This is a genomic window from Pseudaeromonas sp. HNCC25DJ180 (genome assembly GCF_055413345.1).
The window spans coordinates 87,985-100,875 of the sequence record NZ_JBVAYF010000002.1 but is presented as its reverse complement, the minus strand read 5'-3'; the positions used below and the strand labels follow the sequence as shown (position 1 = coordinate 100,875).

The window sequence follows — 12,891 nt, the reverse complement described above, 5'->3', positions numbered from 1 at the left end:
TGACAGAACACCGAAGTGATCCGCATGTTTCTCGCACTCTCATGCTAATAAGCTTCGGCTCCTCGGTCAAACCGCGTCACTCGAACAACTGCTCCGGCTCTAAAAACAACCCCGGCCTATGGCCGGGGTTGAATGGCGCACCTATCGCAGCGCCCTACCTATTAGGGCTCAGCTCATTTGGCAACAAGCGTGTACTTGAGGCTGCTGTCGTTGAAGGTCACCAGATAGGTGCCAACGACGGGAGTGGTGATGTCGCCACCGCTGCGCTCGGCCACGCCATCCTTGTTGGTGTCACCGTAGTTTTCGCTCCAGTCGCCCTTGACGTCAAACTTGAAGCGCTGGGCCCCGCCGCCGTCTCCCTTACCAGTAAACACCACCTCGGCCTGCCAGCTGTTATTGGCCACCAGCTTCAGGGCCGTGGTAGCCCAGCCGTTGGGCGTGCCGCGCAGAGAGAGGGAGGTGAACTTGCCAGTATAGCTGCCGGTATCACCGCCGCCGTTATTGCCTCCGTTACCTGAGTCTCCAATCTTGGTCAGGCTGTATTTCAAGGTGGCGTCGTTAAACTGCACCTTGTATTGGCCTGTGACCGAAGTGGTGATGTCGGCCCCGGCACGCTCGGCCACCCCATCCTTGTTGCTGTCGCCGTAGTTCTGGCTCCAGTCACCCTTGACGTCAAACTTGAAGCGCTGGTTGGCCTGACCATCGAAGTTGACCGTGGCCTCCCAGGTGTTATCCGCCACCAGCGTCATGGCCAGATTGCCCCAGCTGTTGGGGGTGCCACGGATATTCAGGCTGGCAAAGTTGCCGATAAAGGCGGTGCTGCCATCGGTGACTGTCACGGTCGCCGTCGCGGTCGAGCTGAGCCCCTCCTTGTCCATGACGGTCACGCTGATGGTTTTGCTGCCCAGCGCGTCAAACTTGACCGTCTCCGCCTTGCCGCTGCCGCCGGTTGACCAGCTATAGCCAGTCACGCCCACATCATCGGTAGAGCCGGAGGCATCGAACACCACGCTATCACCCAGTTTTACCGAAATCGTCTTGGGAGTGATGGCCGCCACAGGTGCCTGATTTTCCACTATCTGGGTCAGGGTATAGCTCAGATCGCTCTCCTTGAAGGAGACCCGATACTTGCCCACGCCAGTAAAATAGATGTCCTTGCTGCTCCCCTTCTCGGCTATGCCATCAGCATTGGTGTCACCATAGTTTTCCGTCCAGTTGCCATAGACATCGAACTTGAAGCGCTGGGCGCCGCCGCCATCTCCCTTGCCGGTAAAGTTCACCATGGTAGACCAGATGCGCTTGCTGCTATCCACCGTCATGGCCGTGGTGGCCCAGCTATTGGGGGTGCCACGAAAGCTCATGGAGGCAAAGCGACCCGTATCAATCGAACCCGAGCAGTTATTGGCCCTGGTGCAACCTGCCACGATCGCCGCCGCATCCTTGGCCGCCACGCTGAAGGTCGCCTTGCCGCTGCCATCCACCGTTACATAGCTGCCGCTGCACAGCGCACTGCCCGCCAGAATATTGCAGTACTCACCCGCTGGCAGAGCTGTGGTCAGGCTCTGGTTCATGGCGCCGGTTTCGTTGTTGATCACCACAAAACCCTTGTTGCCACGGCCAAAGGCGATCTGGTTATTGCCGTTATCCCACCAGTTGGACACTGTGGTCACCGACTTGGTCACGTTGTGGAAGTAGACCATGTTGGCGATCTGGGGCCAGCGCTGCTCGCAGTTCCACTTCGAGCCGGTGGTGCAGGGCGTGATGCTCGGCGCCAGCGCCATAGTCGCGGTGCCGAAATCATAGCCCGACATCACCTGGGGGTAGCCGTAGGGCCAGCCCAGCATAAAGACGTTCGCCAGACGGTAGATGGCACCATCCTTATAACTGATACTGCCACCGCTGCGCTCATAATCGTGGTTGGTCACCATCACCTGGGCCTTGGCCGAGGGCAAAAAGCCCCAGCTCTCGCCGATATTTTTCAACCCGCTGATCTTGCTGCGGAACTTCTCATCCAGCCCGCCGCCGGTGAAGCGCGACTCCAGCACCATGCCGATATTCTGGTACTCCTCGGGCTGCACCACTTCATCCTTGCCGCCGTAGATCACCTCCTGATAGACGAAGGGCTTGCCCGCCTGGGTCAGGATGGCCGAGAGATCGGTGGCGCTGATATGTTTGGCCGCATCGATGCGAAATCCGTCGATGCCAAAGCCGGTGAGGGTCTTGAGATAGGTGGCAATCTGCCCCTGCACATAGACGGAGCCGGTATCCAGATCCGGCAGGCCGCCAAAGCGACAGGTTTGCACCTCGGTGCGGCTGGTCTTGTAGCTGCCTGAACTCATGGCGCAGGCGGTGTGGAACTCTTTGGCCGAGAAGGCCGGATAGGTGCCGCCGCCAAAGCTGGAGCCGCCGCTGCCGGTGCCACTGCTGTCGGACATCTGGTTGAACACCGCATCGGCATACACCTTGATCCCCGCCTTGTGGCAGCGGGTGATCATGCTCTTGAGCTCGGTTTCGTTGCCGCCGATGGCGGTGAAATTCTTGTAGTTAACCGGCTGGTAGGCGATCCACCAACCATCCCCCGTCACATGCTCGGCGGGGGAGCTGATCTCCACCCCGTCATACCCCTTGGGCCCCAGCACGTTTTCGCACTCGTTGGCGATATCGTTATATTTCCAGCCAAACATATGCACCATAACGCCGGCGTTAGCGGCCGGAGCTGACATGGCCAGTAGCGCCAGAGCCCAATATCTCGTCCTGATCTTCATACCCGCTCCCAGTAGATAGCCACGGATGTGGCCAATAGTGACTCCTGGCATCAAACGCCATACGCAACCCGCCCCTCCCAGCCTGCAGGCTAAAGAGCAAAACGTGATCACATCGCCATTATTCAGGGGAAGGGGTAAGTCTTATGACTGGTTTTGGCATGAGTTCCAAAAAACACCAAAAAAAAGTGGCGTATCACAACGGATACGCCACTAGAACTGACACTCTCGGGCTAAAAACCCTGGCGTTACTTGGCAGCCAGGCTGTACTTCAAGGTGCTGTCGTTAAAAGTCACCAGATAGGTGCCCACCACGGCCGTGGTGATATCACCACCACTGAGCTCGGCCACGCCATCCTTGTTGCTGTCACCATAGTTCTGGGTCCAATCCCCTTTCACATCGAACTTGAAGCGTTGGCTGCCGGAGCTATCCCCCAAGCCACTGAACGTCACCTCGGCCTGCCAGCTGTTGTTGGCCACCAGCTTCATGGCGGTTTTACCCCAGCTGTTGCTGGTACCACGCAAATTCAGGCTGGCAAACTTGCCGGTGTAGTTAGTGGTAGCACCTGAGGTCTCCGCAACCTTGGTCAGGCTGTACTTGAGGGTCGCGTCGTTAAACTGCACCTTGTACTGGCCAACCACAGCCGTCGTGATATCGGCGCCAGTGCGTTCGGCCACGCCATCCTTGTTGCTGTCACCGTAGTTCTGGCTCCAGTCACCCTTGACGTCGAACTTGAAGCGCTGATTGGCCTGACCATCAAAGTTGACGGTCGCCTCCCAGGTATTGTCCGCCACCAGCGTCATGGCCGTATTGCCCCAGCTGTTGGGCGTTCCGCGAACATTCAGGCTGGCCAGGGTGCTGTTATAAGCCACGCTGCCATCGGTCACTGTGACGGTGGCACTGGCCGTGGAAGTCAAGCCGTCGGCATCGGTGACAGTCACTGTGATGCTCTTGGTGCCCAGGGTATCGAACAGCAGGGTTTCGGTCTTGGCGCTGCCACCGGTGGACCAGCTGTAACCAGTGACACCCGCATCATCGGTAGAGCCGGAGGCATCGAACACCACGCTATCACCCAGTTTTACCGAGAGCGTCTTGGGGGTGATGGCCGCCACCGGCGCCTGATTGCTGGAGAGCTGGGTCAGGGTGTAGCTCAGGTCACTCTCCTTGAGCGCGACACGATACTTACCCACACCATTGAAATAGATATCCTTGGTACTGCCCTTGTCGGCAATACCATCGGCCTCTGTGTCGCCATAGTTCTCCGTCCAGTTACCATAGACATCAAACTTGAAGCGCTGGGCACCCGTGGCATCCCCGGCACCGGTAAAGGTGACATCGGCCGACCAGACACGGTTAGCATCCACCGTCATGGCGGTGCTGGCCCAGCCATTGTTGGTGCCACGCAGGTTCATGCTGGCAAACTTGTTGCCAGGCAGCACAGGGCCACTGGCACCAGCGCCACAAGGGGTCGCCTTGGTACACTCAGCCACTATGGCCGCGGCTTTCATCCCCCCCACATTGAGGCTGGCCTTACCTGCCCCATCGACTGTGACATAGGCGCCACTGCAGTAGTCGTTCCCCGCCAGAATATTGCAATACTCACCGGCTGGCAGCCCGGTCTGCAGGGAAGCAACCAGATTGCCTGTCTCGTTGTTGATGGCGACAAACCCCTTGTTGCCTCGCCCAAAAGCGATCTGGTTATTGCCGTTGTCCCACCAGTTAGTGACCGCTTGCCCCTGAGTCCGATTATCAAACAGGGCCATGTTCATGATCATGGGGCGGCGCTGCTCGCAGTTCCATTGGCTGTCGCTGCACGGCGTACTGGCCGGTGCCCCCTTGTCGGTCTCATACTTGCTCATGTCGTTGAAGCGGTAACCGGACATCACCTGCTTCCAGCCATAGGGCCAGGCCATCATAAAGACGTTGCCCAGATCATAACGGGCCCCCTCCATGAAGGTCATCATGCCACCGCCACCATGCCCCCGCTCGCGGTCATGGTTCACCACAAAGACAAACGCCTTGCTGGAGGGCAACAGGCCCCAGCTCTCGCCCAACGTCTTCAGGTTCTTGATTTGACCGCGGAAGTTGGCCGCCAAGTCACTACCGTATTTGAACTCGGTGACCGTATCTATGTAGGTATACTTGCCCGGCTGAATATCAGCCGACTCGCCCCCAGCACCAATCACCTCCAGGTAGGCTTTGGGATTACCCGCCTTATCCAGAATGGCTTTGAGATCCGATGGTGACATATGTTTGGCCGCATCGACCCGGAAACCGGCCACGCCCCACCCCAGCAGGGTCTTCATATAGGTCGCTACCTGATCCTGCACATAGGAGGAGCCGGTATTCAGATCAGGCATGCCATACAGGGCACCGTTCCAAACCACATTACTGTCAGAATAGGTAGTGATATCACCACTATGGTGGAAGTCGTTGTAACCAAACTGCGGATAATTGAAGGCACCCGAGTTATAGCTGCTACCGCCGGTTCCGGTATCTGTGCCACTGGCAAACTGGTTAAATACCGCATCCGCATAGATCTTGACCCCGGCAGCCTTGCAGCGGGTGATCATGCTTCTGAGCTCCGCCTCTGAACCGCCAAAGCTATTAAAATTTTTCAGGTTTACCGGCTGATAGACACTCCACCAGACTTGGCTACCGCGTTTATGCTCGGCAGGGGGAGTGATCTGCACCGCATCAAACCCCTTGGGGCCCAGTACAGTCTCGCACTCATTAGCAATGTCGTTATATTTCCACTGGAACAGATGCACCATGACCCCTGCACCGGCGGCCTGACTTGCCAGCGCCATAGAAATGGCCGCGCCTAACATCCAGCTTCGAGATTTCAACGTCATTTTGCTCATCATGGGACATCCTCTGCTTGTTGTTGCCTGTGTTGGTCATCTCTAGTGATACCGAGTCATAGAGCAGGCTTCATTCGAACTGCACGCACTTTCGTAAATCGCTTGTGCGCCGGGTAATGCCATCATCGGTGAAGGACGAAATGCGCGATATGTGAGTCAATAGCAGAATATTTAATATAAGAATATTCTCATGCTTACAGCTGATTCCATTGAGAATTCCGATTGAATCCGAGTCTCTACTCAATGAAAAAACAGCGTCTGTCATCACCAAGGTGATAAAGTTATCAATTGTGTGAGGCGGGTAGTTTTCATTGCAAAAAGATGGGGTTATCCCGTGATCCTCTCCACGCTATGACCGCAAGTGCCAAGACAGCCCCCCTGTTATTTTCTACATTGTCCTGGCTGTATTCTAAAAATAGGGAGTCTGATGACAGTGAAATCAACCATGCAGTACCTGGTGTTAGGGCTGGCGTTGGCTGGGGTCCCCCTGTTGGCGGAGGCAGATGAGAGCAGTACCACCAGGCTGACCACACCCGTCGGGGCCTTCCCCGATGCGATGGAGTCTCTAGATGAACACCGCGAGTGGCAGTTGTTGAATGTTGAGCAGCAAGGAGAACACACCCTGCTGCATCTACAGACGGCAACCGGCCAACGGCTCACTGTGCCCACCCTGGAGGGCAAACGACTGCCGCCAGGCCTGGAGGTCTCGCACTACGTACAAGTAGCCAAGGAGAATTGTGGCTGGAGCTTCAGCCATGAGGATCGTTTGCTAGCCTTTGTACCCAATCGGCAAGGACGCGAACTACTGCATCATCAAGGAGTCTGAGTACTCCAGTCCTCTAATCCAACAGAGTGGGCCTAGCCCGTTTGCATTGCCTGTAAAGTGAGCCTCATGGCTCACTTTTTGTTTATAATCAATTCACTAAGTTATAGCCACTTCTGCCAGAACAGCGCCTGCCCCTGGCTCGGATCCAGCGCATAACCGGCAAAGCCAAACTGCCGATAGGAAGCCTGAGCTCGCAGATTGTTGGAGAGCACCTCCAGGGTCATCTTGCAGCATCCTCGTTCACGCGCAATCTGCTCCAACGCCCCCAGCAGCGCCTGACCTATGCCTCGCCCGCGATGGGCCGGCAACACGGCCAGATCATGGACACTCAACAAGGGCTTGGCCGCAAAGGTGGAAAATCCGGCAAACGCCGTGGCTACGCCCACCGGCTCCTCACCCAACCAGGCCAACAAGGCCACGGCTCCCGGCACTTGGGCCAGCTGTTGACAGAGCTGGGCCTGCACCTCGATAGCCAAGGGCTCCCCTCCCCCCATAGGGTCCAAGGCATAAGCATTGAGCAGTTGCACCAGAGCCGCCCCATCGTTTGGGCTAGCAAAGTTGACTGCGGCAATATTGACACTCATTTGAACCTCCACCACAAAATCATACTTGACGATATAATCCACTGACGGACTCATACTTCCATCCAGCGTGCTATCTCATGCCAAAATTTAAATCCTGGCCCAGCTGACTAGCTTCGTTCGAAAGTTGACACACCTTTCGATTCAATGCCGCCAGGCCACCCCCCTCATTCGGCCAGGAGAAGGCCTGCTTCTGCTGATTAAGCTTGGCCAGCATTCGAGGCCATAGCACGCAGGCTCCTGAGACTGACCTGGGCGCAACAGATCCGGTTTGACTCCGAGCGAATTCCGCTGGATTATCCGCAGACGCTTTCATTCATCGACTGGGCCCGCTGCCTTACCATATTGGCAGCCTGTTTGGCCCGGAGCCACCCCGACGTGGCATAGACTCGCATGGCATAGACTCGTAAGGATATTAACATGGCTCAAAACATCGCATTCATCGGCTCTGGCAACATGGGCAAGGCCATCATAGGTGGCATCATTCGCAGCCAACTGACCCAGCCGGAGCAGCTGTTTGTCTATGATATAGACCCGGGCAAGTCTGCCGAGATGCAAGCGCAGTTTGGCGTCAATGCCGTGGCCTCCCTGAGCGAGCTCGCGGCCCTGGCCGATATCCTCTTTATCGCCGTCAAACCCAATGTCATGGCCACGGTACTGGAGCAGATCAAACCCCACCTGCCCATGACTTGCCTGGTGGTCTCCATCGCTGCCGGCATTACCATAGCCACCCTGGAGCAGGGACTCTCCGGCCAGCACAAGATCATCCGCACCATGCCCAACACCCCAGCGCTGGTGAATGCTGCCATGTGTTCCATCACCCCTAATGCCAACATCACCCCCGCCGAGTTGGAGAGCGTGGTGCGCATCTTCAAGAGTTTCGGTGAGGCCGAAGTATTGAGCGAATACCTCATCCATTCGGTGATCGCCGTCAGTGGCTCCGCCCCCGCCTATGCCTTCATGTTTATCGAGGCCATGGCTGATGCCGCTGTGCTGGGTGGCATGCCACGAGCCCAGGCCTACAAGTTCGCCGCCCAGACCCTGCTGGGTTCTGCCAAGATGGTGCTGGAGACCGGCAAGCATCCGGCCGAGCTCAAAGACATGGTCTGCTCACCGGGCGGCACCACCATAGAGGCGGTGAAGGTGTTGGAGGAGAAGGGATTCCGTGCCGCCATCATAGATGCCATGGTCAGCTGCATGGCCAAATCCGAGGCCATGAGCAAGAAGTGATCCCCCACGGGCAGGCCATGGTCTGCCCAGTACTTACCTGTTGAGCCGACACAGGCCAATCACCACATAGTGGCTATACTCTAGGCAAAGCCTTGGAGACAGGACATGACTATGTGGCGTAGCAGCATGCTTGCACTCTGGCTGTTGGCACTGATACCCCTGAGTAGTTGGGCCAGCTGCCGTTTTATTATCGGCTATAACGACGAGCCAATTCCCCCCTATATCCTGCGCAATCAAGCCAGTGCGGCCCCCCAGGGCAGCATCTTCACCTGGGTTGATGCCGCCGCCAAAAAACTGGGTTGCCAAATTATCTGGCACTCCCTGCCAAATCTGCGGGTGTTGCATGCCGCCGAATTCGGACAGCTAGATGGCGCCCTCTTCTACTCCTGGAGCCCGCAGCGGGACAAGATATTCGCCTACCCCAAGCGCCAGGGGATGGTGGATACGAAGCGACGAGTGGCCACCCTCAACTATGTGCTCTACCGCAAGGCAGGCAGCTCATTTCGCTGGGACGGCCATCCCCTGCAACAGCTCAGCTGCCTGATTGGTTTCAACGAAGGGTGGTCCATAGGCTTGGACCTCAAGTCGCTCGGCATCCCCAGCGAGAGCGGTAAAAACGCCGATCAAAACTTGAAAAAACTGGATAGGGGGCGCATCTGCGCCTACACCACCCTGGAGGCGGCGGGCGATGCGGCCATTGCTCGTTACCAGGGCGCACAATTTGAAAAATTGCCCACCCCCCTGTCTCGCAAAGAGTATTACCTCCTTTTTAATCAAGAAGCGTATCGGCAACAGAGCCAGGTGATCGAGCAGTTGTGGGATGAGATAGGGCGCCAACGCGTCGCCCACCAGCCTTGAGTCTAGACTCCTGATACCGCCTCTGGTGGCTGGAAGCGCACCGGCTCATTCGATTACTGCGTACATAGCAGCAATCTGCTGTCGGTATGGTGGTTTTTCCCTATGGGCCAAGGGCGTAGAGTGGGCCAACTGTGTTACAACGCTTCTCGTCTGGAGTCTTTGCCATGTCTACCGATCCCCTGTTTACCCCGCTACGCCTGGGCCACTATCAGATCAGCAACCGGATTGTCATGCCCCCCATGACCCGCTCCCGCGCCAGCCAGCCCGGTGATGTGGCCAATGGCCTGATGGCCGAATACTACGCCCAGCGCGCCAGTGCCGGCCTTATCATCAGCGAAGGCACCCAGATATCCCCCCTGGGCAAGGGCTATGCCTGGACACCGGGCATCTACAGCGCCGAGCAGATAGCAGGCTGGCGCCAGGTCACCGATGCGGTTCACGCCCAGGGTGGGCTTATCTTCGCCCAGCTCTGGCATGTGGGACGCATCACCCATCCGGCCAACACCGGCGGCCAGCAGCCCGTCTCCTCCTCGGCCATCGCCGCCAAGGGTGTCAGGGTCTTTATCGATGATGGTCAGGGCACCCCCGGCTTTGTGGAGTCCGTAACCCCTCGGGCCTTAAGCCAAGCGGAGATCAAGGATGTGGTAGAGGAGTTCCGTCAGGGAGCGCTGAACGCCATGGCGGCGGGCTTTGATGGCATCGAGCTGCATGGTGCCAATGGCTATCTCATCAACCAGTTTATCGACTCTGAGGCCAATAGCCGTGAGGATGAGTACGGTGGCAGCCTGGAGAACCGGCTGCGCTTTCTTGACGAAGTGACCAGGGCCGTGGTGGACGCCATAGGGGCCGAGCGGGTGGGCGTGCGTCTGGCACCACTGACCACCCTCAATGGTGCCGTCGATGCCAACCCCGAAGAGACCTATACGGCCGCCGCCGCCCTGCTGGGTCGGCTGGGGATCGCCTACCTGCATATTGCCGAGGCCGATTGGGACGATGCGCCCATGATGCGTAACGAGTTCAAGCAGGCCCTGCGTCAGGCCTTCCCCCACACCCTGATCTACGCTGGTAAGTACGATGCCGAACGCGCTCGTGAGGCGATAAGCGCGGGCTGGGCGGACATGATTGGCTTCGGTCGCCCCTTTATCGCCAATCCGGATCTGCCGGAGCGGATCCGCCGTCACGCCAACTGGGCGCCCCATGATCCGGCCACCCTGTTTGGCGGTGGTGCCCAGGGTCTGACCGACTATCCGCCTCTGGCTTAGCAGCCGGCCCGCGCAAACCGGCTCTGGCAAACCGGCCTGCACAAAATAGTGGCGAACCATGGCGATGCACAATTCATCGCCATAAAAACACAATAAAATCAGATAGATACAATATAACCAATAAAATCAACATGTTATATGTTATATGTTATATGTTATTGATTTTATTGGTTATTTTATTTAATTATTGACACAAAGCCCCCACATTCAGGTCCATTTCCCGAACTAGAGGCTCGCTTCGCTGCCCAGCTTTTCCCGCAAAAAATCGAGCCAGACCCGCAGCCGCGGATTGCGTCTGGCATCCGAGTAGAAGACCGCATTGATGGGCCGAGAGGCGCCACTATTGACCCGGGCCAGCACCTCCACCAGATCGCCCCGTTGCCGATCGCCCTGGGTCATAAAATCCGACAGACAGACCAGCCCCTCACCACATAGCGCCAACTGGCGCAGGGTTTCGCCGCTGCTGGCACGCAGTGCGGGGGTGATGGGCAACCTGTCACCATGCTCACCCAGCAGAGGCCAGAGGTTAAGGCTCTCCGGAGCCATAAAGCCCAACAACTGATGCTGCCCCAGCTCATCCACCTGACGGGGCGCTCCCGCTCGCGCCAGATAAGCGGGCGAGCCCAGAATGCGCAGACGCGAGCGCCCCAGCGGCAGGGCACGCAGACTCGAATCGCTCAACTCGCCGATACGGATGGCCATATCCACCCGCCGCTCCAGCAGATTGATAAAACTATCCGAGCTCTCCAGTTGCAGTTCGATGGCAGGATAACGACGACGGAATTCGCCGATGATAGGCACCAACTGGTGAATGATGAAGGGGGTGGCGGCATCCACTTTGAGCACCCCTTCGGGCTGACTCTGGCGCGCCAGCAGATTCTCCTCCGCCGCCGCCATGTCACTGAGCACCTGCTGCGCCCGTTGATAGTACCACTCCCCTTCGGCGGTGAGGGTCAGACGGCGGGTGGTGCGATGCAGCAATATGGTGGAGAGTTTCTCCTCCAGCCGTTTGACACCGCGGCTGACCACAGAGTTATCAATGCCCAGATTCTCGGCCGCCTGACGGAAACTGCCCGCCTCCACCACGGCCACATAGAGCGCCAACTCGTCGGAATGGGTTTTCATTGCTGCTCCTGAAGCAACTATTTTATGACTTTATAGTCATTTTTGCCGATAAATGACAGGGGCATACTGCGCGCCATGGCCAATCCTGCCATCCCTCACTGGAGAAGAGTATGCCCCTAGCGCTATTTGCCCTGACCCTGAGTGCCTTTGCCATCGGCACCACGGAATTTGTTATCGTCGGCCTGCTACCCACCATAGCCGAACAGCTGGCCGTCACCCTCCCCTCGGCGGGGTTGCTGGTCAGCCTCTATGCCCTGGGGGTCGCCATCGGCGCCCCAGTGCTGACGGCGCTCACCGGCAAACTGCCCCGCAAGTGGCTGCTGCTGGGGCTGATGAGCCTCTTCATCCTGGGTAACCTGCTGGCCTGGCAAGCCCCCAACTACAGCACCCTGATCCTGGCGCGGATCCTGACCGGCCTGGCCCACGGAGTCTTCTTCTCCATCGGCTCGACCCTGGCCACCAGCCTGGTCCCCAAGGAAAAGGCGGCCAGTGCCATCGCCCTGATGTTCAGCGGCCTGACCGTGGCCCTGGTCACCGGCGTACCGCTGGGCACCTGGATTGGGCAGACCTTCGGCTGGCGTGAAACCTTTCTGGCCGTGTCGCTGTTGGGCGTGATAGCCCTGCTGGGGAGTCTGTGGCTGCTGCCTGCTACCATCGCCAATGGGCCGACGGCCACCTTGCGCCAGCAACTGAGTGTGCTAACCCAACCCCGTCTGCTGCTGGTCTACGCCAAGACCGCCCTGGGTTATGGTGGCGCCTTCACCGCCTTCACCTTTCTGGCGCCCATACTGCACGATATCTCCGGCTTCTCGGCTTCCAGCATCACGCTGATCCTGCTGGTCTATGGCCTCTCGGTCACGGTTGGCAATATCTGGGGCGGCAAGCTGGCCGATCGGCATGGCGCCTTGCCTGCCCTCAAGCTGCTGTTTGGCGGTCTGGCGCTGATCCTCTTTACTCTCACCTTTACCGCCCAGGTGCCGCTGCTGGCCGTGCTGACGGTGCTGATCTGGGGAGCCTTCGCCTTTGGTAACGTCCCCGGACTGCAGCTGCTGGTGGTGCAACAGGCCCAACGTCATGCCCCGCAGGCGGTGGATGTGGCCTCCGGCCTCAATATCGCCGCCTTCAATGTCGGCATCGCCATCGGCTCTGTGCTTGGTGGCTTTACGGTGGAGCATATGGGTCTGCGCCATACCCCCTGGATCGGTGCCCTGATAGTGCTGCTGGCCCTGGTACTGACCTTTGTCAGCGAACAGCTGGAGCGGCGTACACCAGAGGCAGTCTCGGCCTGATTGCCCTAAATCCAAATACCAGGGGTCATATGAGGTGGCCCCCTCTCCCCTCTTATCCACTGACGAGACGATAAGACGGCCGCCTCTTCCTACT

Annotated in this window: 9 protein-coding genes; 5 read left to right on the top strand and 4 right to left on the bottom strand. The window is 58.1% G+C overall.

Features of this window, described 5'->3' with window-relative positions:
• Positions 1 to 173: 173 nt before the first annotated feature.
• Together ACZYTD_RS02365 and ACZYTD_RS02360 are read right to left on the bottom strand one after the other, a co-directional pair.
• On the bottom strand, positions 174 to 2,765 hold the full coding sequence (locus ACZYTD_RS02365; protein ID WP_463888717.1) for an alpha amylase C-terminal domain-containing protein: 2,592 nt from the start codon (positions 2,763 to 2,765) through the stop codon (positions 174 to 176).
• A 245-nt stretch (positions 2,766 to 3,010) separates the two neighbouring features.
• A complete protein-coding gene (locus tag ACZYTD_RS02360; protein WP_463888714.1) occupies positions 3,011 to 5,617 on the bottom strand; it encodes an alpha amylase C-terminal domain-containing protein in 2,607 nt (868 codons plus the stop codon).
• 436 nt (positions 5,618 to 6,053) lie between these two features.
• On the opposite strand from ACZYTD_RS02360, the gene ACZYTD_RS02355 reads away from it, so the two are divergent.
• The gene (locus ACZYTD_RS02355; protein WP_463888711.1) at positions 6,054 to 6,452 is read left to right on the top strand and encodes a hypothetical protein; all 399 of its coding nucleotides are present in this window, start codon (positions 6,054 to 6,056) and stop codon (positions 6,450 to 6,452) included.
• Between the two features lie 101 nt (positions 6,453 to 6,553).
• On the opposite strand, the gene ACZYTD_RS02350 is transcribed toward ACZYTD_RS02355, so the two are convergent.
• Positions 6,554 to 7,090 carry an N-acetyltransferase family protein gene (locus ACZYTD_RS02350; RefSeq protein WP_463888709.1) on the bottom strand — a complete coding sequence of 179 codons (537 nt, stop codon included), beginning with the start codon at positions 7,088 to 7,090 and terminating at the stop codon, positions 6,554 to 6,556.
• 363 nt (positions 7,091 to 7,453) lie between these two features.
• Between ACZYTD_RS02350 and proC the strand changes: the two genes are divergently transcribed.
• The 3 genes from proC to ACZYTD_RS02335 all read left to right on the top strand — a co-directional run bounded on the left by proC (position 7,454) and on the right by ACZYTD_RS02335 (position 10,383).
• A complete protein-coding gene (proC, locus tag ACZYTD_RS02345; RefSeq protein WP_463888707.1) occupies positions 7,454 to 8,263 on the top strand; it encodes a pyrroline-5-carboxylate reductase in 810 nt (269 codons plus the stop codon).
• A 105-nt stretch (positions 8,264 to 8,368) separates the two neighbouring features.
• Positions 8,369 to 9,121 carry a substrate-binding periplasmic protein gene (locus tag ACZYTD_RS02340; RefSeq protein ID WP_463888704.1) on the top strand — a complete coding sequence of 251 codons (753 nt, stop codon included), beginning with the start codon at positions 8,369 to 8,371 and terminating at the stop codon, positions 9,119 to 9,121.
• 164 nt (positions 9,122 to 9,285) lie between these two features.
• Entirely contained in the window at positions 9,286 to 10,383 is a 1,098-nt protein-coding gene (locus ACZYTD_RS02335; RefSeq protein ID WP_463888701.1) for an alkene reductase, read from the top strand.
• 225 nt (positions 10,384 to 10,608) lie between these two features.
• Here the strand turns inward: ACZYTD_RS02335 and ACZYTD_RS02330 are convergent, their stop codons facing one another.
• On the bottom strand, positions 10,609 to 11,508 hold the full coding sequence (locus tag ACZYTD_RS02330) for a LysR substrate-binding domain-containing protein (protein WP_463888698.1): 900 nt from the start codon (positions 11,506 to 11,508) through the stop codon (positions 10,609 to 10,611).
• A 110-nt stretch (positions 11,509 to 11,618) separates the two neighbouring features.
• Between ACZYTD_RS02330 and ACZYTD_RS02325 the strand changes: the two genes are divergently transcribed.
• Complete coding sequence (locus ACZYTD_RS02325) at positions 11,619 to 12,797, top strand: MFS transporter (RefSeq protein WP_463888696.1); 1,179 nt, start codon at positions 11,619 to 11,621, stop codon at positions 12,795 to 12,797.
• Positions 12,798 to 12,891: the final 94 nt, after the last annotated feature.

What these genes read in the sequence shown, in the direction of transcription:
- ACZYTD_RS02365 (WP_463888717.1), bottom strand. Translation starts at nt 2,765, where the DNA reads ATGAAGATCAGGACGAGATATTGGGCTCTGGCGCTACTGGCCATGTCA.
- ACZYTD_RS02360 (WP_463888714.1), bottom strand. Translation starts at nt 5,617, where the DNA reads ATGACGTTGAAATCTCGAAGCTGGATGTTAGGCGCGGCCATTTCTATG.
- ACZYTD_RS02355 (WP_463888711.1), top strand. Translation starts at nt 6,054, where the DNA reads ATGACAGTGAAATCAACCATGCAGTACCTGGTGTTAGGGCTGGCGTTG.
- ACZYTD_RS02350 (WP_463888709.1), bottom strand. Translation starts at nt 7,090, where the DNA reads ATGAGTCCGTCAGTGGATTATATCGTCAAGTATGATTTTGTGGTGGAG.
- proC (WP_463888707.1), top strand. Translation starts at nt 7,454, where the DNA reads ATGGCTCAAAACATCGCATTCATCGGCTCTGGCAACATGGGCAAGGCC.
- ACZYTD_RS02340 (WP_463888704.1), top strand. Translation starts at nt 8,369, where the DNA reads ATGACTATGTGGCGTAGCAGCATGCTTGCACTCTGGCTGTTGGCACTG.
- ACZYTD_RS02335 (WP_463888701.1), top strand. Translation starts at nt 9,286, where the DNA reads ATGTCTACCGATCCCCTGTTTACCCCGCTACGCCTGGGCCACTATCAG.
- ACZYTD_RS02330 (WP_463888698.1), bottom strand. Translation starts at nt 11,508, where the DNA reads ATGAAAACCCATTCCGACGAGTTGGCGCTCTATGTGGCCGTGGTGGAG.
- ACZYTD_RS02325 (WP_463888696.1), top strand. Translation starts at nt 11,619, where the DNA reads ATGCCCCTAGCGCTATTTGCCCTGACCCTGAGTGCCTTTGCCATCGGC.